The sequence below is a fragment of the Nocardioides ultimimeridianus genome, from assembly GCF_054777895.1.
Map to the genome: position 1 here is coordinate 1 of NZ_BAAHAB010000012.1, position 22,619 is coordinate 22,619.

The following is a 22,619-nucleotide window of genomic DNA, read 5'->3' on the forward strand; positions in this document are numbered from 1 at the left end:
CGCGTGCACGACCCGGCGCCCGCCGCGGCCGCCTCGCGCGTCGCTGTCCGGCTCGCCCGCGCCGCCGCGGGCGCAGCGGCGACCGGCCTCATGGCGGTCGCGCGATGAGGGCTCGGACCCGGGCGGCCGCCCGCTCCTGGCTGGAGAGCGCGCGCTTCGAGGTGCTGCCGACCGCCCGCATCGTCGATGAGGTCTCGACCCACCTGCAGCCCGGCGCGACCGTGACGGTGACCGCCTCGCCCAGCAAGGGCCTGGGCGCGACCCTGGACTGCGCCGAGGAGCTGGCCGGTCGCGGCTTCGACGTCGTACCCCACCTCGCGGCGCGGATGGTCGCAGGACGCTCCGAGCTCGAGGAGATCTGCGCCCGGCTGCGGGAGTGCGGCGTCTCCAGCGTCTTCGTGCCCGCCGGAGACGCCGACCCGGCCCCCGGCGGCTACCACGGCGCGGTCGAGCTGCTCGCCGACCTCGAGGCGATGGGCAGCCCGTTCGCCCAGGTCGGCATCACCGGCTACCCGGAGTCGCACCCGCGCATCGGCGACGACGTCACCGTGCAGGCGATGTGGGACAAGCGCCACCACGCCACGCAGATCGTCAGCAACCTGGTCTTCGACCCCAAGGTCGTGGCCGGCTGGATCGAGCGGGTGCGCGCCCGCGGCGTGCGGACGCCGATCCTGATCGGCCTGGTCGGGCCGGTGGACCGCGGCCCGCTGCTGAAGATGGCGACCAAGATCGGGGTGGGGGAGTCGACGAAGTTCCTCGTCAAGAACCGCAACCTGTTCACCCGGATCGTCTCGCCGGGCGGCTACGACCCGATGCGCTTCCTCGCCGCCGTCGCAGCGGCCGCGCCCGGTCCGGAGGCCGGTGTCGCCGGCCTGCACCTGTTCACCTTCAACCAGGTCGCCGAGACTGAGGCGTGGCGGCGGGTACAGGTCGAGCGCCTCGGTACGCCGGCGGGCTCCACCGCCCGCTGACCGCCGGCCGACCGACCGCCGACCGCCCGCTGACCGTGAGCAGTCCCCGCCCCCTGAGGAGTGTCATGTTTGACAAGATCCTGGTCGCCAACCGCGGAGAGATCGCGATCCGTGCGTTCCGCGCCGCCAACGAGCTGGGCGCCCGCACGGTCGCCGTCTACCCGTTCGAGGACCGCGGTTCCGAGCACCGGCTCAAGGCCGACGAGGCCTACCAGATCGGCGAGCGGGGCCACCCGGTCCGCTCCTACCTCGACCCCGACGCCATCGTCGCGGCGGCCGTCGAGGCGGGCGCCGACGCCGTCTACCCGGGCTACGGCTTCCTCTCGGAGAACCCCGCGCTGGCCGAGGCCTGCGCCGACGCCGGGATCACCTTCGTCGGCCCGCCGGCGAGCGTGCTGGAGCTGACCGGCAACAAGGCGCGCGCGGTCGCGGCGGCGCGGGAGGCCGGCGTACCGACCCTGGCCTCGATCGACCCGACCGACGACGCCGACGAGCTCGTCGCCGCGGCCGAGGGCCTGCGCTACCCGCTGTTCGTGAAGGCCGTCGCCGGCGGCGGCGGGCGCGGCATGCGGATGGTCGAGCGGCCCGAGGCGCTGCGCGAGTCGATCGAGACCTGCATGCGCGAGGCGTCCGGCGCGTTCGGCGACCCGACGGTCTTCATCGAGCAGGCGGTCGTCGAGCCGCGGCACATCGAGGTGCAGATCCTGGCCGACGCCGAGGGGGAGGTCATCCACCTCTACGAGCGCGACTGCTCGGTCCAGCGGCGCCACCAGAAGGTCGTCGAGATCGCGCCCGCGCCCGGCCTCGACCCCGCGCTGCGCGACCGGATGTGCGCCGACGCGGTCCGCTTCGCGCGCCACATCGGCTACCGCAACGCGGGCACCGTCGAGTTCCTGCTCGACCCGTCCGGCGACTACTTCTTCATCGAGATGAACCCGCGGATCCAGGTCGAGCACACGGTCACCGAGGAGGTCACCGACGTCGACCTGGTGCAGGCCCAGCTGCGGATCGCGTCGGGCGCCACCCACGCCGACCTCGGCCTGGCCCAGGACGAGATCCGGCTCCGCGGCGCCGCGCTGCAGTGCCGGATCACCACCGAGGACCCCGCGAACGGCTTCCGGCCGGACACGGGCACCATCACGGCGTACCGCTCGCCCGGCGGAGCCGGCGTCCGCGTCGACGGCGGCACGACGTTCACCGGCGCCGAGGTCAGCCCGCACTTCGACTCGATGCTCGCCAAGCTGACCTGCCGGGGCCGCACCTTCGACGACGCCGTACGCCGTGCCCGGCGTGCCGTCGACGAGTTCCGGATCCGCGGCATCTCCACCAACATCCCGTTCCTCCAGGCGCTGCTGCGCGACCCGGACTTCCAGGCCGGCCGGCTCACCACCTCGTTCATCGAGCGGCACCCGCGGCTGCTCGAGGCCCGCAGCTCCGGCGACCGCGGCACCAAGCTGCTGTCCTACCTGGCCGACGTCACCGTCAACCGGCCGTACGGCGAGGCGCCGGTCACCGTGACCCCGGCCAGCAAGCTGCCGCGGCTCGCGCCGGGGGAGCCCGCGCCGGGCAGCCGGCAGCTGCTGCTCGCGACCGGCCCGGAGGAGTTCGCGCGCCGGCTGCGGGCCGCCGACGCGGTCGCGGTCACCGACACCACCTTCCGTGACGCGCACCAGTCGCTGCTGGCCACGCGCGTGCGCACGACCGACCTGCTCGCCGTCGCCGGGCACGTCGCCCGCACCACCCCCGAGCTCTGGTCGCTGGAGTGCTGGGGCGGGGCGACGTACGACGTGGCGCTGCGCTTCCTGGGTGAGGACCCGTGGGAGCGGCTGGCGGGGCTGCGCGAGGCGGTGCCGAACATCTGCCTGCAGATGCTGCTGCGCGGGCGCAACACCGTCGGCTACACGCCGTACCCGACCGCGGTCACCGACGCCTTCGTCGAGGAGGCCGCGGCCACCGGCATCGACGTGTTCCGGATCTTCGACGCCCTCAACGACGTCGACCAGATGCGGCCGGCCATCGACGCGGTCCGCGCCACCGGCAGCACCGTCGCCGAGGTGGCGCTGTGCTACACCGGCGACCTCTCCGACCCCGGCGAGCGGCTGTACACGCTCGACTACTACCTGCGCCTGGCCGAGCAGATCGTCGAGGCGGGCGCGCACGTGCTCGCGATCAAGGACATGGCCGGGCTGCTGCGGGCCCCGGCCGCGCGCACCCTGGTCGCCGCGCTGCGCGAGCGCTTCGACCTGCCGGTCCACCTGCACACCCACGACACCCCGGGCGGCCAGCTCGCGACCCTCACCGCCGCGATCGACGCCGGCGTGGACGCGGTCGACGCGGCGTGCGCGGCGATGGCCGGCACCACCTCCCAGCCGCCGCTCTCGGCGCTGGTCGCGGCGACCGACTTCACCGCCCGCGCCACCGGCCTGGACCTCACCGCGGTCAACGCGCTGGAGCCCTACTGGGAGGCGGTACGCCGGGTCTACGCGCCCTTCGAGTCGGGCCTCCCCGCGCCGACCGGCCGTGTCTACCGGCACGAGATCCCCGGCGGACAGCTCTCCAACCTGCGCCAGCAGGCGATCGCGCTCGGCCTGGGGGAGAAGTTCGAGCAGATCGAGGACATGTACGCCGCCGCCAACGACATCCTCGGCAACGTCCCCAAGGTGACCCCGAGCTCGAAGGTCATCGGCGACCTCGCCCTGGCCCTGGTGGCCGCGGGGGCGGACCCGGTCGCGTTCGCGGACGACCCGGCGTCGTACGACGTCCCGGCCTCCGTGATCGGCTTCCTGCACGGCGAGCTCGGCGACCCGCCGGGAGGCTGGCCCGAGCCGTTCCGGACCCGCGCGATCGGCAACAAGCCGTGGAGCGCCCCGGACGAGACGCTGCCCGCGGATGCCGAGGAGGGGCTGCGCACCGACCGCCGCGCCACCCTCAACCGGCTGCTCTTCCCCGGGCCCACCCGCGACTTCCTCGACGCCCGCGAGCGCTGGGGCGACCTGTCGGTCATCGACACCCTGGACTACCTCTACGGGCTGCGCGAGGGCGACGAGCACGTGGTCGAGCTCGAGCCCGGCGTGAAGCTCGTCGTCGGGGTCCAGGCCGTCAGCCAGCCCGACGAGCGCGGCTACCGCACCGTGATGTGCACCCTGAACGGCCACCTGCGGCCGATCTCGGTGCGCGACCGCTCGGTCTCGACCGACGTGGTCAGCGCGGAGCGCGCCGACACCGGCAACCCCGGCCATGTCGCCGCGCCCTTCCAGGGCGTGGTCACGGTCGCGGTCGCGGCCGGCGACAAGGTCGAGGCCGGTGACGTCGTCGCCACCATCGAGGCGATGAAGATGGAGGCCAGCATCACGGCCCCCGTCGCGGGCGTCGTCGATCGCGTGGCCGTCTCGGGCCCGCAGGCCGTCGACGGAGGCGACCTGCTGATCGTCCTGGGCTGATCCGACCCAGGCCCCGTCACGGCACCCGCACGGGGAGTGCCGTGCAGAGAGAAGGAAGTGTTTCGTGAAGAGGTTCCTCAGTGCCGGTCTCGCGGCGGCCGCAGCGAGCGTGATCACCGGGTTCGTCGTCGCCCAGCCGGCGTCCTCGACCGACGAGTCGGCCGGCTGCCCGGTGAGCGAGTACGCGATGGCGCTGCGCTACCAGCAGTCCGCCTCGGTGGCCGCGCTGCAGAAGCAGTCCTACCGCCTGGCCGCCGACCGGCTCGAGCAGCTCGTGGGACCGATGCAGGCCTACCAGGACAACGGCGCCCGGGTCGGGCTGATCAAGCGCAACGGGCACCTCGCCGTCGTCGCCGACCTGGACGAGACCGTGCTCGACAACAGCGCGCTGCTGGCCCGCGACCTGCAGGCCTGCCACACCTACACGACGTGGGACACCTGGTCGGACTGGGAGATCAACGGCGACCCGACCCTCATCCCGGGTGCCGCGGCGTTCTTCCACGAGGCCGACCGGCTCGGCCTGGGCGTCTACTACATCTCCGACCGGTTCCAGGAGAACAAGCCCTCCACGCTCGCCACCCTGCGCACCCTCGGCCTGCCGCAGGTCAGCGACGACCACGTCCTGCTCTACGGCCCGACCAAGGCCGAGCGCCGCGCGATCGTGAGCCGGGACCACCGGATCGTGCTCGAGCTCGGCGACTCGCTGACCGACTTCTCCCAGGAGTTCAAGCACGCCAGCGAGGAGCGGCAGGCGCAGCTGGTCGACCAGTACGACGCCCGCTGGGGCACCTCGTGGATCGCGTTCCCGGACTCGGCGTACGGCCAGTGGAGCACGAACCCGCTGCACGCCTGGGACGCCCCGCTCGTCACGAGCTGACGGGCTGACGGGCTCGGGGCAGGTCGTAATCTCGTCGGCGTGCCGATGATCGACCTGCCCCTGCCCGACGGGAGCGCCGAGGCCCACCTCGCCGTCCCGCCCGACCTCGCCGCGGGGGAGACCCGCCCCGGTGTGCTGTTCTTCATGGACGCCTTCGGGCTGCGACCGCAGCTCGAGGCGATGGCCGACCGGATCGCGTCGTGGGGGTACGTCGTCCTGGTGCCCCACCTCTTCCACCGCACCATCACGGTCGCGGACCTCGCGCCGACCGCCGATCTGCGGATGCCCGAGGAGCGGGAGCGGTTCTTCGCGGCGGTCATGCCGCACCTGCGGGCGCTCACGCCCGAGCTCTCCGACGCCGACACGGCCGGCTACCTCGCCGCGCTGCGGGCGCGTCCCGAGGTGGGCGACGGCCCACTCGGCGTCACGGGCTACTGCATGGGCGCCCGGCTGGCGACCCGCGCCGCCGGCAACCACCCCGACGACGTCGCCGCGGCGGCCGGCTTCCACGGCGGCCGGCTGGCCACCGAGGACCCCGACAGCCCGCACCTGCTGCTCGCCCACGCGCGCGCCGAGCTCGTCTTCGGCCATGCCGACAACGACCCGTCGATGCCGCCCGAGGCCGTCGTGCGGCTCGGGGAGGCGCTGGCCGCCGCCGGCCTCACCGCGACCAACGAGGTGTACGCCGGCGCACAGCACGGCTTCACGATGGCCGACACCTCGTCGTACGACGAAGCCGCCGCGGAGCGGTCCTTCCGCGAGCTCCGGGCACTGCTCGGCCGGCACCTGGAGCACGCGTAATAGCAGGCTTTACCAACCAATGCAGAAGAAAATGTGCGCCGTATGTCGAAATGCTGTGTGTAACGCGTCACCTGAGCCCTAGGGTTGTCGTTGTCTGGGGGACATCGGGATTTCCTTTGAAGGGGGTTGGGGCATGTTCGGGAGGCTCATCACCTACATCGCGACGGGACTGGTGGCGGTTCTCGTCATCGCCTCCGGCGGTGCGGCTTCGGGCTACGGCAACGGCGTGAGCACCTCGTGCAACGTCAGCGTCAGCGCGAAGGCGGGCAAGCCCATCTCGGCGTACATCGACGTCAAGGGCAACGCGTCCACCGCAGTCACCGGCGATGTCACCATCTCGGTCTCCCGCGTCGGCAACGCCGCGCGTGCGGCCCGCGCCACGACCTCGTGGAGCAAGACGGTCCACTACAACGGCACCCCGCTGTCGATCACCGGCCCCGTCCTCAAGAACGGCGCCTACCGCGCGGTCGCCAGCTTCAGCGCCGACCCGGGCGTCTACCTCGACTGCCAGTGCTTCGGCCGGTTCAGCACCAAGAGCGTCGCGGGCGAGCACCACAACAACGGCGGCGGTGGCGGGGGCGGCCTGCCCAACACCGGCGGCCCGTCGGAGTGGTGGCTCATCGCAGGCTTCGGTCTGGTGCTCGTGGGAGGCGCGGCGACCTACACCGCACGCCGCCGCCGCGTCGCCGCGCACGCCTGATCCATCCAGATCCAGCCGAGATCCCAGCCTGATCCATCGCGGACGGCATGGTCCGAGGACTACCCTCGGCACCATGCCGTCCTTGCGTTGCCCCTGTGACACGACCCTGCGCGCCGACACCGACGACGAGCTCGTCGAGAAGGTGCAGGAGCACCTCGCCGCCGAGCACCCCGGGCGGGAGTACTCCCGCGAGGAGATCCTGTTCATGGCGATGTGAGCGCCGAGCGCGTCGCCGCGATCGCTCCCTCGCCGACCTTGCGTCGGTCGGCACCTCCGGTCGCTCGTTCCTCGCTCCCTACGGCACCGTCCGCCGCGCGCTCGGCCTCGGTCGCTGCGGCGCCGCGCTGCCGGCGCTCGCATCGGTGGCGCTTCGCGCCCGCGCGACTCAGGCGGGGTAGATCCGCGGCAGCTCCGACGCCTTGCCGGTGAACTCGGGCGCCCGCTTCTCCAGGAACGCGGCCACGCCCTCCTTCCCGTCGGCGATCGAGGTGTAGTACATCGCCAGGGAGTCGGACAGGTGCGCCTCGAGCGGGTCGGCGGCGGCGCCGTTGCGGTAGAGCATCTGCTTGGCCAGGCCCAGCGCCACCGGCGAGCGGTCGCGGACGAAGGAGCGCGCCAGGTCGTAGGCCGCCGGGAGGAGCTCCTCGGGCTCGTGGAGGCTGCGCACCAGCCGGCCGGCGTACGCCTGCTCGCCGGTGAGGATGTCGGCGGAGTAGACCCACTCCAGCGCCTGCTGGATGCCGACGATGCGCGGCAGGAACCAGGTCGAGCACGCCTCCGGCACGATGCCGAGACGGCCGAACACGAAGCCGATCCGGGCCTTCGTCGAGGCCAGCCGGAGGTCCATCGCCAGGGTCATCGTCGCACCGATGCCGACGGCCGGACCGTTGATGGCCGCGATGACCGGCTTGGGCAGGGCGTGGATGGCCAGCGTGACCTTGCCGCCGGTGTCCCGGATGCCGTCGTCGTACGGCGCCTCGTCGTACGCCGCCCGGAACTCCTCGGGCGTGGGCGAGAGGCTCTCGTCGAGCCCGAACACGTTGCCCTCGGCCGACAGGTCCATGCCGGCGCAGAACGCGCGGCCCGAGCCGGTGACCACGACGGCGCGGACGTCGTCGCTGCGGGCGTCGGTGAGGAACACCTGGTGCAGCTCGCGCGCCATGGTCAGGTTGAACGCGTTGAGGGCGTCGGGGCGGTGCAGGATGAGCGTGGCGATGCCATCGGCGTCGACGCTCCACTGGAGGGTCTCGTAGCTGGTCATGAGGGGAGGCCTGAGGCCGTGCATTCCTTCTTGGTGATGTCGCCGGTGCGGTCCTCGATGATGGCCTTGAACAGCGGCTTGGCCCGCGACTCGTCCATGTAGTGGGCCGATCCGTCGGTGACCGGCATCGTGCAGGTGAGCCCGTCCTTGCTGCCGGCGTGCCGCATCGCGAGCGCCCAGCGGGCGACGGCGACCTGGTTGGTGCCCTCGCCGAAGGAGAAGAAGTCCGGCACGGCCTGGTTCAGCCTCCACCAGCGGAACGGGTTGAGCACCGACCACGGCGAGAACACCTTGCTGCCGATGGCCGCGACCACCTCGCGCTGGTGCGCGACCCGGTCCAGGTCGCCGAGGCGCTGCGCGTGCCGGGAGCGGGCATAGGCGAGGGCCGTGCGGCCGTCGGCCTCCTGGCAGCCCTTCTTCACGTGCAGGCCGGCGTCCTTGTCGTCCATCCGCGTCTTCGGACAGATCGTGATGCCGCCGACGGCGTCGACCACGCCCGCGACGCCGCCGAGCCCGACCTGGACGTAGTCGTCGATGCGGACCCCCGTCTGCTGCTCGATCGCGTGCACCAGCTTCGTGGCGTCGCCGGCCTTGAAGTAGCCGTTGATCCGGCTGCCGTCGACGTACCAGTCGCGCGGGAAGGAGATCAGCACGTCCGGCCCCGAGCCGGTGTGCAGCATCATGATCGTGTCCGACAGGTTCTCGTTGTGGTGCAGACCGGTGTGGTACTCCTTCTTCTGCGCCGTGGTCAGCCCCGCACGGGAGTCGCTCCCGACCATCAGGTACGTCGTTCCCGGCTGCTCCGCCGGACGGGCGCCGGTCGGCTCGAAGGGGATCTTGGTGACCCGGGTCCAGGTGAAGAACGGCACGGCCAGCGTGTAGACCAGCCACAGCACGACCAGCGCGCCGAGGATCTTCACCCAGCGGCCCGGCCGCTTCCACCCGCTCGGGCCCGCCGACCAGGCGGGTCGCGGCGGCTTCGCCGGCTCCACGCTCGCCCCGTAGCGGGTCTCCGCCGGCCGCGCGGGCGGCAGGCCGCGGCTCGGCGGGGGAGTGCCGGTGCCGGGGCGCGGCTGGGTCGGGATCCGGCGGGTCGGCTCGGGGTCGTCGCCGGGACGGCTCGCGCCCTGACCACCGCCCTTGGGCTGGTCGCCGTACATCCAGCCGAACTCGTCGGACCCGCGCGTGTCGTCGCTACCCCCTGCCATGGGCCAAGACGCTACCGTCAGCGCGTGACCGATTCCCTCGCGGCGCGCTCGCCGTCGTACTCCCGGATCGAGCTGGCCGCCGTCACGTCCCGCGCGCAGGCGAACCTGCTCGGCAACGTCCACGGCGGCGAGGTGGTCAAGCTCGCCGACTCCACGGCGGGGGTCGTGGCGCAGCGGCACAGCGGCGGCCCGGCGGTCACGGCGGCGCTGGACGAGATGGCCTTCCTCGAGCCGGTCCGGGTCGGTGACATCGTGCGGACCTACGGCCAGGTGAACTGGGTCGGCCGCTCCTCGATGGAGATCGGGGTGCGCATCGAGACCCAGCCCTGGGACGCGGCGACCGAGTGGCGACACGTCGGATCGGCATACTTCGTGTTCGTGGCGATCGACGGCGCCGGGCACGCACGCCCGGTCCCGCCGCTGGACCTGCGCGACGAGCACGAGGTACGCCGCTGGCGCGAGGCCGAGATCCGCCGTGCCCACCGGCTCGCGGGCCGCCGGGAGATCGACGACGCGCGCGGCGTCACACCCTAGGGGAATCCCCGGTTCCAGCGGCCGATCCGTAGGATGCCGTCCATGCTCCGCGGTCTGCTGTCGCCGAAACGTGTCATCGCCCTGGTGGTGGCAGTCCTCGTCATCGTCGGCCTGGTCGTCTCCTCGCTGTGGCTGGACAAGCGCGCCGACCGGCGTCGACCGATGTACCGCGCGCTGATCGAGATGGAGGGCCTGCAGTGGGACCTCCTCAAGGAGGGCAAGCCCGGCGAGGCGCTGGTCGTCAAGCACGGCAACGAGCCGCACCTCATCGGCGGCCACGCCTTCAACGTGCCCAGCGGGGTGATCGTCAAGGTCGAGAAGCGCGACGGCGCCACCTGCGTCTTCGCCGAGAACCACCACGGCGACCACTCCTCCTGGCAGTGCGTCGACGTCAACGCCGCACGGCCCACCCTCGGCGGCCTGCAGTAGCTCCTTCGGCGCGTCGGGACGGCTGTTACCTGTGTGACTGGTGATACTGGCTCGGACTGCTTCCTTCCCCAGCAGGAGATGCCGCCGAATGGCCACCTACACCGTCGCGACCGCCGGTCCCGTCCCGCAGAGCGTTGCGGAGCGCGCCGCCAGCGTCCGGTTCCGTCGCGCGGTCGTGCTGATGGCGTTCACGCTGCTCGTGCCCGGCTCCGCCCAGCTCGTGGCGGGCAACCGCGCCGTCGGCCGGGTCGCGCTGCGGATCTGGCTGGCCCTGCTGGCGCTCGGCGCCCTCGGCCTGCTCGGCACCTACCTGTGGCCGTTCTTCATGCTCGGACTGGCCATCAAACTGCACCTGTTCGCCATCGCGCGGCTGGTGATGATCGCGCTGGCGCTCGGCTGGGTCTACCTGTTCGTCGACGCCTGGCGGATCGGCCAGCCGCTCACCCTGGTCCGCCAGCAGCGGCTGATGATGACCGGCGTCAACGGCGTGCTCTGCTTCTCGGTCGCGGGCGGCCTGCTGTTCGGCGCCCACCTCGCCGCGACCGGTGACGCCTTCCTCTCCGCGATGTTCGGCAACGGCGCCGTCACCGGCGCCCATGACGGCCGCTACAACATCCTGCTGCTCGGCGGCGACTCCGGCCGGAGCCGCGTGGGCATGCGCACCGACTCGATGACCGTCGCCTCGATCGACGCCCACACCGGCAAGACGGTGCTCATCGGCCTTCCTCGCAACCTGCAGAACTTCCCCTTCGCGCCGGGATCGGTGATGGCGAAGCAGTGGCCCCACGGGTTCGACTGCGGCATCCCGAACTGCGAGCTGAACGCGGTCAGCACCTGGGCCGTCGACCACGCCAAGCTGTTCGGCGGCGATCCCGACAAGGCGAGCAAGGAAGCGGTCATCTCGGCCATCGAGGGCGTCACGGGACTGCAGATCAACTACTGGGCGATGGTCGACCTGCAGGGCTTCCGCGACCTCTCCAAGGCCGTCGGCGGCGTCACCATCGACGTCCGTCAGCCCATCGCCATCGGCAAGACCGGCGACGTGACGGGCTACATCCCCGCCGGCCGGCAGAAGCTCGAGGGCGACCAGCTGCTCTGGTACGCCCGCTCCCGCGCCACCTCCGACGACTACTCCCGGATGGCCCGGCAGAAGTGCGTGATGAGCGCGATGCTGCAGCAGATCAGCCCGATGGACGTCGTCAAGCACTTCAGTGCGCTGGAGAAGGCCACCACCGGCACCATCTCCACCGACCTGCCGTCCTCGGAGGTCCCGCGCTTCGCCCAGCTCGCCCTCAAGGCCCGCAGCCAGAAGATGGCCACCGTCTCGATCGTCCCGCCGGCCGTCAACACCGCCGACCCGGACATCGCCAAGGTGCACGCGATGATCGCCGCCGCCATCGACAAGTCGGAGAACGGCGCGGGGTCGGGCGGGAAGAGGAAGCACCACCGGGCCGCCCAGATGAACGAGGGTGCGCTGGGGTCCTACCAGGACGGCTACACCGCGAACGACACCTCGGACCTCGGCGCCAGCTGCTGATATCTGCGCGAGCGCACGCGGTTGTCTTTCGTAGGCCCTGCCTCGGTCTGGCGGCAAGCCTTCGGGTCAGGCGCTGAAGTTCCTCAGCGCCTCCACCACGGCGTCGTACGTCGCTCGGTCGGGGGCGGCGACCAGGCCGCCCTCCAGGCGCTGTGGGGTCATCGGTCCGCCGTCGTGGCGCCCGATCGCGCCACCGGCCTCGGTGAGGATGAGCGCGCCGGGGATGTGGTCCCACGGCATGCTGCGGCTGTAGAGCAGCACGTGCGCGGCGCCGGCGATCAGCCGCGGGTAGTCGACCCCGCAGCAGGCCCAGGTGAGCTCGAGCTCGCCCAGCCCGGGCAGCTCGCGGCCGACCCACTGCCTCCGGGCGGTGCGGTACGGCGCATCGCCCGGCTCCGCCACGCGCAGCGGCTCGCCGTTGAGGGTGGCGCCGCCGCCGCGCTCGGCGACGTACGCCGCCTCGTGCTGGGGCTGCCAGATCCAGCCGCGCACGGTCTCGCCGCGCAGCACCTCGCCCACCATCACGGCGTGGTCGGGGGAGCCGTTCACGAAGTTCTTGGTGCCGTCGACGGGGTCGACGGTGAAGGCGTGCTCGGCGTCGGCGAATCGATCGATCAGCGACGGATCGGCGGCCATCGCCTCCTCGCCGAGGATCAGCGCGTCCGGGTACGCCGCCTGCAGCGCCTCGGTGATCAGCTCCTCGGACTCGTGGTCGGCGATCGTCACCAGGTCGCCCGGGTTCTTCTCCGAGACGTCGGCGTCGGCCAGCGCCCGGAACCGCGGCGTGATGACCTCGGCGGCGACGTCCTGCAGCAGGGCGAGAACCTCGGCGGTGTCCACGGGCTCCACGGTATCGGCCGTGGTCATGCGACCCCGTAGGGTGTCCGCCGTGCTGGAGGACAGGGCGGTCGTGGCGGTGGTGGTCACCTACAACCGCCTGCCCCTGCTGGAGACCCTCGTGGCCCGGCTGCGCTCCCTCGAGGCCCTCGACCGGGTCCTGGTCGTCGACAACGCGTCCACCGACGGCACCGGCGCGTGGCTGACCGAGAACGAGGTCGAGCACCGCACCCTCGCCACCAACACCGGGGGAGCGGGCGGCTTCCACGAGGGCCTGCGCTGGGCCGTCGAGGAGACCCCGGCGGACCTGGTGTGGCTGATGGACGACGACGGCCTGCCCGACTCCGACTGCCTGGACCGGCTCCTGCGTGAGCCCGACCTCGACTTCTGGGGCCCGGTCGTGGTCGACGAGGCCGCGCCCGAGCGGCTCGTCTTCCCGATCCGGCTGCCCGGCGGCACGAAGGTCGTGCACGACCTCGCCGACGTCCGCGCCGCCGCGCGCGACGGCCGCCTCGACGACATCGTCATCCCGTTCAACGGCGTCCTCGTGACCCGGGCGCTGGTCGAGGAGATCGGCTACCCGCGCGCGGAGTTCTTCATCTGGGGCGACGACCACGAGTACCGCCTCCGTGCTGAGGCGGCCGGAGCCCGCATCGCCACGGTGGTCGACGCGACGGTGCGGCACCCGTCCGTGGGCAGCCTGGGCGCGCCCATGATGTTCGGGCGGACGACGTACAACCACAGCCCCAGCGAGCTCAAGCACTACTGCATGGCGCGCAACAACACCGTCAACCTGCTGCGCTACCGCGGCTGGGTCCACGTCCTGCTGTTCTGGGTGAAGACGGTCTGGTTCTACCTGTTCACCCACCCGCAGCCGGCCCGGATCGCGACCAGCGCCAGGGCGGCGTACGCCGGGCTCCGCGGCGACTTCACCGGTCACGAGAGGTACCTGCGATGACCGCCGAGAGGGTGGCGGTCGTCGTCGTGACCTACAACCGCGCCGACCTGCTCGAGCGCATGCTCGCGGGCCTGGCCGGCCTGGACCGCGCTCCCGACGCGGTGATCGTCGTCGACAACGCCAGCACCGACCACACCCCCGACGTCCTCGCCGCGAGCACGCTGCCCGGCCTGCAGACGATCCGCACCACCGACAACCTCGGGGGAGCGGGCGGCTTCCACGTCGGCCTCGGGGCCGCCTACGACCAGGGCTTCGACGCGATGTGGCTGATGGACGACGACGTCGTCCCCGCCCCGGACTGCCTCACCCGGCTGCTCGAGGTCGACGCGAGCGCGCTGATCAGCGTCCGCGAGGACCTCGCGGGCCGGCTCATCGAGAAGGCCGCGGTCCGTTTCGACCTGCGCAACCCGCTCGCGATCCGCCCGAAGACGGCCAGCATCGACTCGACGTACGCCTCCCGCGCGGACATGCCCGCGACGGTCGAGGTGCAGAACGTCGCCTTCGAGGGCTTCCTGGTCCGCCGCGAGGTCGTGGACCGGATCGGCCTGCCGGACCCCAGCTTCTTCATCTTCTACGACGACGTCGACTACGCGATCCGCGCCCGCCGCGCGGGCTTCCCGATCCTCGCCGTGCGCGACGCGGTGCTGGTCCGCCAGTTCGACTTCGACCAGCAGCACGACCTGTCGGGCTGGAAGGGCTACTACATGTACCGCAACCTGTTCGCGGTGCACTTCCGGTACGGCGAGAACGCGGCTGTGCGCCTCAAGCCGTGGCTGATCGCGCTCGTGGTGGTGCTGCTGAGCCCGGTGCGGGGCGGGCGGGCCGAGGCCCGCAACGTCATCCGAGCGGTGCGGGACGCGCGCCCGATGCGTCGACCCGACCCGGCGGCTCCTCCGGTCCGTCGGACTCCCTGAGCCGGTCGCGGGTACGCCGCAGCTGCGGGCGCAGGCCGACGTGGTTGCCGGTCGTCATCGCGGACATCCACACGGCCAGCGAGCCGATGACGATGCCGCCGAGGATGTCGCAGAAGAAGTGCCAGCCGATGTAGAGCGTGGCGAGCACGGTCAGCACCCAGAAGATCCACGCGACGACCTGGATCCAGCGCTGGAGCCCGAACAGCATCACGCTCAGGCAGATCGTGGTCATGATCCCGACGTGCAGCGACGGGAACGCGGCGATCGTCTGTAGGGTGCCCGAGGCCCAGGGGTGCGCGGTCACCGCGACGCGGTCGTCCCACAGGCTGTTGACCAGGTCGGTGACGTAGGTGTGCGGCAGCGTCGCGAAGTCGCCGCGCGAGGAGTAGACGGGCCCGAGGGTCGGGACGAGCAGGTAGAGGATCGCGCCGAGCACCCAGTCGACCGCGACGGCGGTGACGTACCAGGAGCCGGCGGACGTCGAGCGGGTCCAGACCAGCGCGATCGCGATCGAGACCGGCACCAGGGCGATCCAGCCGATGTAGACGGTGGAGAACACATGGGCGGCCAGGTGCGTGCCGAGCAGGTGGTGCAGGACGACCGCGGGGGTGTGCCCGGCCCACAGCCAGTGGTCGATGGAGGCCAGCCGGTCGTCGTACAGGTGGTGGTTGACGAAGGGCACCATGCTCTTGACGTTGCGGAAGGTCGCGTAGCACAGGTACCAGGCGCCCAGGCCGCTCAGCGCGAACGCCCAGTGCCGGGCCGGCCAGCGCTCGGCCATCACGCTGCGCACCTCGCCGCGGCGGATCATCCGGGGGATCACGTCCAGGGCGATCGCGGCCGCCAGGATCGCCGGGAACCGCAGCATCGTGTCGTCCGCGTCACGCACCGGCAGGTGGTCGCCGACGGCCATCACGACCATCAGCGCCGTCAGCAGCAGACCGCACGCCCACGCGAGCCCGAACAGCCGCGCGGAGCGGAAGGCGGCGCTGTCCCTCATCACCCGAGCGAGGATAGTTGACGAAGACCACGCCCTCCCCGCGGCTTGCCGAAGCCGGTTCCGGGCCGCCGCCCGGTTAGACTCACGCCCCGTGTCGACTGCTGATTCCCTCCCTGACCTCCTCGTCGTCGGTGCCGGATTCTTCGGCCTGACCGTGGCCGAGCGCTGCGCGAGCGAGCTGGACCTCAAGGTGCGGGTGATCGACCGGCGCGACCACATCGGCGGCAACGCCTACTCCGAGTTCGAGCCGGAGACCGGGATCGAGGTGCACAAGTACGGCACCCACCTGTTCCACACCTCCAACGAGCGGGTGTGGGAGTACGTCAACCGGTTCACGACGTTCACCGACTACAAGCACCGAGTGTTCGGCAAGTACCAGGGGCAGGTCTACTCCCTGCCGATGAACCTGGGCCTGATCAACCAGTTCTTCGGAAGGTCGCACACGCCCGACGAGGCGCGCGCGCTGATCGCCGAGCAGGCCAGCGAGTTCGACACCGAGACCGCCCAGAACCTCGAGGAGAAGGCGATCTCCCTGATCGGGCGCCCGCTCTACGAGGCGTTCATCAAGGGCTACACCGCCAAGCAGTGGGAGAAGGACCCGAAGGACCTCAGCCCGGACATCATCACGCGGCTGCCGGTGCGCTACACCTTCGACAACCGCTACTTCAACGACAAGTACGAGGGCCTGCCGACCGACGGCTACACCGCCTGGCTGACCCGGATGGCCGACCACCCCAACATCGAGGTGCAGACCTCGGTCGACTTCTTCGACGTGGTCGACGAGTACCGGGGCAAGGTCCCGATCGTCTACACCGGGCCGGTCGACGAGTACTTCGACTACTCCGCCGGCAAGCTGTCCTGGCGTACCGTCGACCTGGAGTCCGAGATCCTCGACGTCGACGACTACCAGGGCACCGGCGTAGTCAACGCCAACGACCCCGAGGTCCCGTTCACCCGCGAGCTGGAGTTCAAGCACCTCCACCCCGAGCGCGCGGCGTCGTACACCAAGGGAAGGACGGTCGTCGTGCGTGAGTTCAGCCGCTTCGCGGAGGACGGCGACGAGCCGTACTACCCGATCAACACCGCCGACAACCGCGCGAAGATCCTGCAGTACCGCGACCTCGCCGAGAAGGAGGACATGGTCCTGTTCGGCGGGCGTCTCGGCACGTACAAGTACCTCGACATGCACATGGCGATCGCCTCCGCGCTGTCGATGTACGACAACAAGCTCAAGCCGCACTTCGCTGCCGGCGCCGAGCTCAAGTCCGGAGGTGTGGACGAATGAGCCGCCGACTGCTGCAGCGGCAGATCATGCCGCTGGACCGTGACCTCGAGGTCATGTCGCTGTACGTCGACCTCGAGGACGCGCGCCTCGACGAGGACAAGTACGTCGTGGGCGGCGACTCGGCCGCCAAGGCGATCAACAACGCCCAGATCCGCCAGGGCAGCGGAGGCGGACGCCGGGTCGCCCCCGAGCAGCTGCTGGACCGCACCCGGTTCAAGGTGCTGGCCGGCCAGAGCGTCTCGTTCGGCTCGCTGTTCAACGGCTTCCCGGCGTCGTACTGGCGGCGCTGGACCATCGTGGACCAGGTGCGCCTGGAGGTGACCGTCGAGGGCATCGGCGCCCACGTCGTGGTCAACAAGTCCCTCGCCAACGGCAACAGCCAGCGCGTCGACGCGGGCGTCGTCACCGAGTCCGGCGAGCAGACCTTCACCTTCGACCTCTCGCTGATCCCGTTCGTGGACGGCGGCTGGTACTGGTACGACGTCATCGCCGGCGAGGTCCCCGCGGTCGTCTCTGCCCAGTGGGTCGCCGACGTGCCCGAGGACCGCGCCGAGCATGGCTCGGTCGACATCGCGATCACCACGATGAACCGGCCCGACTGGTGCGCCAAGCTGCTCCAGCAGATGGCCGACCCCGACCTGCTGCCCTTCCTCGACACCGTCTTCGTGATGGAGCAGGGCACCAAGCTCGTCGTCGACGACGAGGAGTTCCCGGCGGCCGAGAAGCTGCTCGGCGACAAGCTGCGGGTCATCCAGCAGGGCAACCTGGGCGGCTCGGGCGGCTACGCCCGCGGCCAGCTGGAGTGCGTCCGCAAGGGGACGGCGACGTACGCGCTGATGATGGACGACGACGTCATCTGCGAGCCCGAGGGCATCATCCGCCAGGTCACCTTCGGCGACCTGGCCCGCCGTCCCACGATCGTCGGCGGGATGATGTTCAACATCTACTCCCGCTCGCGGCTGCACAGCTTCGGCGAGATCGTGAACCCGTGGCGGTTCCTGTGGATGACCCCGCCCGACGGCTACGGCGCCTGGGACTTCTCCACCCGCAACATCCGCTCGGCGCGCTGGCTGCACAAGCGCTGCGACGTCGACTTCAACGGCTGGTACTCCTGCCTGATCCCGCGGGTCGTCCTGGAGCAGATCGGCCTCTCGCTGCCGGTCTTCATCAAGTGGGACGACTCCGAGTACGGCCTGCGCGCCAAGGAGGCCGGCTTCCCGACGGTGACCCTGCCCGGTGCCGCCGTGTGGCACGTGCCGTGGAGCGACAAGAACGACGCCCTCGACTGGCAGGCCTACTTCCACCACCGCAACCGGCTGATCGCCGCCCTGCTGCACAGCCGCTACCCCAAGGGCGGGCGGCTGCTGCGCGAGAGCCTGAACAACCAGATCGCGCACCTGGTCGCCATGCAGTACTCCACCGCCGAGCTGCGGCTGCAGGCGATGGAGGACATCCTGCAGGGCCCCGGCCACCTGCACGAGATGCTGCCGACCCGGCTCGCCGAGGTGAACGCGCTGCGCAAGGAGTTCAGCGACGCCCAGCTGGTCGCCGACCGCGACGACCTGCCGCCGGTCAAGCGCGACAAGCCGCCGGCCAAGGGCATGCACATCTCGCACGTGCCGAGCCGCCGCTCGCAGCTGATCTCGGCCCTCACCGGCCCGATCCGCCAGGTCAAGGCGCCGCGCGCCCTCTCGCGGGAGTTCCCGGAGGTGGAGATCCCCGCGCTGGACGCGAAGTGGTACCAGCTGGCCAAGTACGACTCGGCCATCGTGTCGATGAACGACGGCACCTCCGCCGCGCTCTACCAGCGCGACCCGGAGCTGTTCCGCTCCCAGCTCAAGCGCACCCTCGCGCTGCACGAGCGGTTCCGTCGCGAGTGGCCGACCCTGGCGAAGGCCTACCGCGACCAGCTCGGCGAGATCACCTCGCCCGAGGCGTGGGAGCGCACCTTCGCGCCGTGGACCGGCCAGGACGAGGGGGGCGAGGCGTGAGCGACACCCTGAGCGGTACGACGGCCCAGCGGGTCGTCGAGCCGGTGCGGTTCCGGGTCTCGGCGACCGAGGCCGAGCTGGCCCCGCCCACCGCCGACAACGGCCTGGTCGGCGTCTTCCACCGCCGCTACCTGCTCAAGCTTCTGGTGCGCCGTGAGATCAGCGCCCGCTACCAGGGCTCGTTCCTCGGCCTGCTGTGGTCCTACATCAACCCGTTCGCGCACTTCGTGACCTACTGGGTCGTGATGGGCATGATCTTCAACCTGCACAAGGACCTGCAGCACTTCGCGATCCACCTGTTCGCGGGCCTGGTCATCGTCCACTTCTTCACCGAGACCTTCGGCGCGGGCACCCGCTCGATCGTGCGCAACCGGACCATCGTGCAGAAGATGGCGATGCCGCGCGAGATGTTCCCGGTCGCGACGATGCTCACCTCGCTCTACCACGTCGGGCCGCAGGTCGTGATCCTGATCATCGCCGCGGGCGTCACGGGCTGGACCCCCGATCCGGCCGGCATGATCGCGCTGGTCCTCGCGCTGGCCCTGATCATGGTGCTCGGCCTGGCGGCGGCGCTGCTGTTCAGCGTGGCCAACGTGTTCTTCCGCGACTTCGGCAACATCGTCAACATCATCTTGATGTTCGTCCGCTTCGGCGTACCGATGATGTACTCGTACTCGATGGTCCACGAGCGGTTCGGCTCGTTCGCGAAGTACTACATGTACGACCCCCTCGCCGAGGCCGTCGTGCTGTTCCAGCGGGCCTTCTGGGTCGGCACCACCGACGACCGGGCGTTCACCGTCGCCACCCAGATGCCCGACCACCTGCTGTTCCGCGGGGTCGTCATGGTGGGCGTGAGCCTGGTCCTGCTCGGCATCTGCCAGCTGATCTTCAGCCGGCTCGATAACAAGATTCCGGAGATGCTCTGAGCAATGAGTACCTCGATCGTCTGCGAGAACGTCACCAAGAACTTCACGCTGCGCTACCACCGCACGTTCAAGGACATCACCGTCGCCATGGCGCGCGGCAACCAGACCAGCCAGACCTTCCAGGCGGTGAACGACGTGTCGTTCACCGTCGAGCAGGGTGAGGCGATCGGCCTGATGGGCCTGAACGGCTCGGGCAAGAGCACGCTGCTCAAGATGGTCAACGGCGTCATGCGCCCCGACGGCGGCAAGGTCCTGACGCGCGGCCGCATCGCCGGCCTGATCGCGACCGGCGCGGGCTTCCACCCGCAGCTGACCGGGCGCGACAACCTGATGCTGAACGCCGCCATCCTGGGCATGTCGGACAAGGAGATCGCGCGCAAGTTCGACGCGATCGTCGACTTCGCCGGGCTGGAGAAGAAGCTCGACACCCAGGTCGGCCACTACTCCTCGGGTCAGCAGGCCCGCCTCGGCTTCGCGATCGCGGTGCACGTCGACGCCGACATCTTCCTCGCCGACGAGGTGCTCGCGGTCGGCGACCGGCCGTTCCGGCTCAAGTGCATGGCGAAGATGGCCGAGATCAAGGAGAGCGGCTGCACGATCGTCTACGTCAGCCACGCCACGTCCTCGGTCCGCAGCATGTGCAACCGGGTCATCGTGCTGGAGGAGGGCCGGATGGTCTTCGATGGGCCGACCGACGACGGCATCCGCTTCCTCGGCTACGAGGACGAGTACGACGAGCAGGCCGGTGCCGACCTCGACGGCGACATCGACGGCGGGGACTTCGCCGGCGAGTAGCCCTTTGATGGCGCGAGCGCGTCGCCGCTGATCGGCGCCTGGCTCGGTCCGCGTCCCTCGGCTCCTCCGGTCGCTGGCGCTCCCTCCGTCGCCTCGTGCCGCGCACCTCGCAACCGGCGCCGGCGGCGCCACGCTGCCGCGCTCGCGGTCGAGCTCCGTAGGTCCGACCTCGGCGGTGGCGGCAAGCCGCTGTCCCGGCGGGCTCAGCGCTTGCGCGCGTGGCGGTAGGCCTTGAGCGCCCGCTGGCCGGCCGGGTTCTCGCCCAGGCGGCGCACCACCTTCTCCCGCAGCCGGTACGTCGGGCGCAGGTAGGACCGCTCCAGGCTGCGCTCGGTCTCGGCGAGCCGGTCCCGGAGCCGGTCGATCTCCCGGTGCGCCTCGGCCGCCTCGCCCAGCAGCGCCCCGATGGCGGTGAGCGCTGCGTCGGCCACGTCGGCCTCGTCGGGGCGGTCGGGGTCGGCCCAGTCGGCGGGGTCGCCGGCAGCCGCGCCGGTGCCGCGCAGCTCGGCGAGGTCGCCGACCACGTGGTAGCCGCGCTCGGCGATCTCCGCGCACCAGGCGGCCTCGACGTCCTGGACCCAGGGGAGCAGCGCCGGCGGCACGGACAGCCGCGGTGAGGAGGTGCGCAGCGACAGGGTCTGGTGGGCGAGCAGCTCGCGCACCAGGGGGCGGTAGTCCGCGGGCTGCAGGTCGGCGTTGACGGCCCGGTTGATCCGGCGTACCAGCGTCGTCTCGGGCACGCCCAGCGACGGGTTGGCGCGCTCGCTGCCCAGCTCGAGGTCCACGCCGCCCAGCCCGAAGGCCTCGACGAAGCGCTCCCAGAGCAGCCCCGGCGGCGAGCCCGGCGGCGGCACCGTGATCAGGTGCACCCGCTCCGGCGGGATGTCGGCGGCCCAGCGGGCCAGGATGTCGGGGATCTCCTGCACGCCCCAGAACCACGAGCCGACGCGGCCCTTGCGGGCGGGGTCGGTGACCTGGTCGAGGAACTGGCGGTAGCTCAGCGTGGCGCGGTGCTTGACGTTCTCCTGCCACTCCGCGGGCAGCTGGCGCTGCAGGTCGCGCACCGAGAGCAGCACGTGGATCTCGGCGCCCTCGTCACGGCCGAGGGAGGTCAGCGCCCGGTCCACCTGCGCGCGCCCGGCGCGCGCGAGGATCTCGTGGCTGATGATCACGGTGTGCGCGCGGCTCTCCGGTGTGGCCCGTACCTGCTCGGCCAGCCGGTCCCAGGCGCCGATCGCCTGCTCCTCCAGGCCGCCCCAGGGCAGCTGCATGAGGTCCAGCGCGGCCAGGAAGTGGGCGTCGAACCGGTCGGCGGGGTAGAGGATGCCGGCGTCGCTGAGCAGGGTGCGGCGGTTGCGCAGCAGCACGTCCTGCAGGTAGGACGTCCCGGTCTTCGGCGTACCGACGTGCACCAGGATGCGTCGCGTCACCGATGAGCCCCTTCCAGCGGGTCGAGCAGCAGTTCCAGAGCCCGGGCCAGCACGTCGCCGTCGCGGTGGAAGGCGGGGGCCGTCGCGGGCGCCGGGAGCAGCCCGTCCAGCGAGCCGAGCACAGGGTATCCGGCAGCGCGCAGCAGGCTGCGCTGGCGTTCGGCGTACGCCGTCAGCCGGTCGTGCCACGGCGCCGGGACGGCCAGCGGGCCGCTGGTGCGGGTGGCCTGCGGGACCAGCGACTCCAGCAGCAGGCGGCGCCGGCGCTCGGGCGGGACCAGCACGCCGAGCGGACGCCCGACCCAGCGGGCCAGGTCGACCGCGACTGGGTCGAAGGCCACGTCCGGGCGCAGCCCGGCGACCGGGTGGGTGCCGACGACGACCAGCGTGTGCCGGACGCCGACCTCGGCGGCCACGCGGGCCGCCTGCTTGGCCAGCCGCAGCGCCGGGGGAGGGGTGTCGGTGCGGATCCGGTTGGTCAGCCAGTCCTGCGGGCCGAGGACGCCGCCGGAGACGGCCTGGTGGCCCCAGGCGTGCAGGGCGACCGTGGCGAGGTCGTCGGTGAGCACGAAGGCGCGGCGACCGGGCCGGGTGCGGCCGCGGGAGGCCCGCCGCAGCTCGAGCCGCGCCACGGCCCACGGGTCGCCGTCGAGGCGCACCCCGCGCGCGAAGGGCAGGGCAGGGAGCAGCGATCGCCGCGGCGGACGCTCGGGCAGCGCGGCGAG

21 protein-coding genes are annotated in these 22,619 nt (G+C 71.5%); 15 read left to right on the forward strand and 6 right to left on the reverse strand.

The window, feature by feature from the left end; all coding sequences use genetic code 11:
• The first annotated feature begins 104 nt into the window (after positions 1-104).
• From ACYU8V_RS13165 to ACYU8V_RS13190, 6 genes are all read left to right on the forward strand, one after another.
• Positions 105-971: a methylenetetrahydrofolate reductase gene (locus ACYU8V_RS13165; RefSeq protein WP_460847956.1), complete on the forward strand. Its 867-nt coding sequence runs from the start codon at positions 105-107 to the stop codon at positions 969-971.
• 65 nt (positions 972-1,036) lie between these two features.
• A complete protein-coding gene (locus ACYU8V_RS13170; protein WP_460847958.1) occupies positions 1,037-4,411 on the forward strand; it encodes a pyruvate carboxylase in 3,375 nt (1,124 codons plus the stop codon).
• A gap of 64 nt (positions 4,412-4,475) precedes the next feature.
• Entirely contained in the window at positions 4,476-5,288 is an 813-nt protein-coding gene (locus tag ACYU8V_RS13175; protein ID WP_460847959.1) for a 5'-nucleotidase, lipoprotein e(P4) family, read from the forward strand.
• Between the two features lie 45 nt (positions 5,289-5,333).
• On the forward strand, positions 5,334-6,089 hold the full coding sequence (locus ACYU8V_RS13180) for a dienelactone hydrolase family protein (RefSeq protein WP_460847984.1): 756 nt from the start codon (positions 5,334-5,336) through the stop codon (positions 6,087-6,089).
• Between the two features lie 133 nt (positions 6,090-6,222).
• On the forward strand, positions 6,223-6,789 hold the full coding sequence (locus ACYU8V_RS13185) for an LPXTG cell wall anchor domain-containing protein (RefSeq protein ID WP_460847961.1): 567 nt from the start codon (positions 6,223-6,225) through the stop codon (positions 6,787-6,789).
• A 73-nt stretch (positions 6,790-6,862) separates the two neighbouring features.
• The gene (locus ACYU8V_RS13190) at positions 6,863-7,006 is read left to right on the forward strand and encodes a DUF1059 domain-containing protein (RefSeq protein ID WP_139622113.1); all 144 of its coding nucleotides are present in this window, start codon (positions 6,863-6,865) and stop codon (positions 7,004-7,006) included.
• Positions 7,007-7,174: 168 nt separating this feature from the next.
• Here ACYU8V_RS13190 and ACYU8V_RS13195 read toward each other — a convergent pair whose 3' ends face one another.
• Entirely contained in the window at positions 7,175-8,050 is an 876-nt protein-coding gene (locus tag ACYU8V_RS13195; RefSeq protein WP_460847963.1) for a crotonase/enoyl-CoA hydratase family protein, read from the reverse strand.
• Entirely contained in the window at positions 8,047-9,258 is a 1,212-nt protein-coding gene (locus ACYU8V_RS13200; RefSeq protein ID WP_460847965.1) for an LCP family protein, read from the reverse strand. Before ACYU8V_RS13200 ends, ACYU8V_RS13195 begins: the two co-directional genes overlap by 4 nt.
• Positions 9,259-9,282: 24 nt before the next feature.
• Between ACYU8V_RS13200 and ACYU8V_RS13205 the strand changes: the two genes are divergently transcribed.
• The 3 genes from ACYU8V_RS13205 to ACYU8V_RS13215 all read left to right on the forward strand — a co-directional run bounded on the left by ACYU8V_RS13205 (position 9,283) and on the right by ACYU8V_RS13215 (position 11,758).
• Positions 9,283-9,792, forward strand: coding sequence for an acyl-CoA thioesterase (locus tag ACYU8V_RS13205; RefSeq protein WP_460847966.1), 510 nt, complete (start codon positions 9,283-9,285; stop codon positions 9,790-9,792).
• A 42-nt stretch (positions 9,793-9,834) separates the two neighbouring features.
• The gene (locus ACYU8V_RS13210) at positions 9,835-10,221 is read left to right on the forward strand and encodes a hypothetical protein (protein WP_460847967.1); all 387 of its coding nucleotides are present in this window, start codon (positions 9,835-9,837) and stop codon (positions 10,219-10,221) included.
• An 88-nt stretch (positions 10,222-10,309) separates the two neighbouring features.
• Positions 10,310-11,758, forward strand: a complete 1,449-nt coding sequence (locus tag ACYU8V_RS13215) for an LCP family protein (protein WP_460847969.1) — start codon at positions 10,310-10,312, stop codon at positions 11,756-11,758.
• A 66-nt stretch (positions 11,759-11,824) separates the two neighbouring features.
• On the opposite strand, the gene ACYU8V_RS13220 is transcribed toward ACYU8V_RS13215, so the two are convergent.
• A complete protein-coding gene (locus tag ACYU8V_RS13220) occupies positions 11,825-12,625 on the reverse strand; it encodes an inositol monophosphatase family protein (protein WP_460847970.1) in 801 nt (266 codons plus the stop codon).
• A 22-nt stretch (positions 12,626-12,647) separates the two neighbouring features.
• Here ACYU8V_RS13220 and ACYU8V_RS13225 point away from each other — a divergent pair, with 22 nt between their 5' ends.
• Both ACYU8V_RS13225 and ACYU8V_RS13230 read left to right on the forward strand, forming a co-directional pair.
• Complete coding sequence (locus ACYU8V_RS13225; RefSeq protein ID WP_460847973.1) at positions 12,648-13,553, forward strand: glycosyltransferase family 2 protein; 906 nt, start codon at positions 12,648-12,650, stop codon at positions 13,551-13,553.
• On the forward strand, positions 13,550-14,467 hold the full coding sequence (locus ACYU8V_RS13230; protein WP_460847975.1) for a glycosyltransferase family 2 protein: 918 nt from the start codon (positions 13,550-13,552) through the stop codon (positions 14,465-14,467). The genes ACYU8V_RS13225 and ACYU8V_RS13230 overlap by 4 nt, the downstream gene beginning before the upstream one ends.
• On the opposite strand, the gene ACYU8V_RS13235 is transcribed toward ACYU8V_RS13230, so the two are convergent.
• Positions 14,391-15,467: a phosphatase PAP2 family protein gene (locus ACYU8V_RS13235; protein WP_460847985.1), complete on the reverse strand. Its 1,077-nt coding sequence runs from the start codon at positions 15,465-15,467 to the stop codon at positions 14,391-14,393. The two genes, ACYU8V_RS13230 and ACYU8V_RS13235, sit on opposite strands and share 77 nt — an antisense overlap.
• Positions 15,468-15,558: 91 nt before the next feature.
• Between ACYU8V_RS13235 and glf the strand changes: the two genes are divergently transcribed.
• The 4 genes from glf to ACYU8V_RS13255 are packed head-to-tail and all read left to right on the forward strand — an operon-like array spanning position 15,559 to position 20,464.
• On the forward strand, positions 15,559-16,752 hold the full coding sequence (glf, locus tag ACYU8V_RS13240; protein ID WP_460847976.1) for a UDP-galactopyranose mutase: 1,194 nt from the start codon (positions 15,559-15,561) through the stop codon (positions 16,750-16,752).
• The gene (locus tag ACYU8V_RS13245; protein WP_460847977.1) at positions 16,749-18,743 is read left to right on the forward strand and encodes a glycosyltransferase; all 1,995 of its coding nucleotides are present in this window, start codon (positions 16,749-16,751) and stop codon (positions 18,741-18,743) included. Before glf ends, ACYU8V_RS13245 begins: the two co-directional genes overlap by 4 nt.
• A complete protein-coding gene (locus ACYU8V_RS13250; RefSeq protein ID WP_460847978.1) occupies positions 18,740-19,669 on the forward strand; it encodes an ABC transporter permease in 930 nt (309 codons plus the stop codon). Before ACYU8V_RS13245 ends, ACYU8V_RS13250 begins: the two co-directional genes overlap by 4 nt.
• A 3-nt stretch (positions 19,670-19,672) precedes the next feature.
• Positions 19,673-20,464 (forward strand): ABC transporter ATP-binding protein, encoded by a 792-nt coding sequence (locus ACYU8V_RS13255; protein ID WP_460847980.1) that lies wholly within the window; start codon positions 19,673-19,675, stop codon positions 20,462-20,464.
• A 203-nt stretch (positions 20,465-20,667) separates the two neighbouring features.
• Here ACYU8V_RS13255 and ACYU8V_RS13260 read toward each other — a convergent pair whose 3' ends face one another.
• Both ACYU8V_RS13260 and ACYU8V_RS13265 read right to left on the reverse strand, forming a co-directional pair.
• The gene (locus ACYU8V_RS13260) at positions 20,668-21,894 is read right to left on the reverse strand and encodes a hypothetical protein (protein WP_460847981.1); all 1,227 of its coding nucleotides are present in this window, start codon (positions 21,892-21,894) and stop codon (positions 20,668-20,670) included.
• The coding region (locus ACYU8V_RS13265; RefSeq protein WP_460847982.1) for a hypothetical protein at positions 21,891-22,619 on the reverse strand (729 nt) is incomplete at its 5' end. The genes ACYU8V_RS13260 and ACYU8V_RS13265, both read right to left, overlap by 4 nt.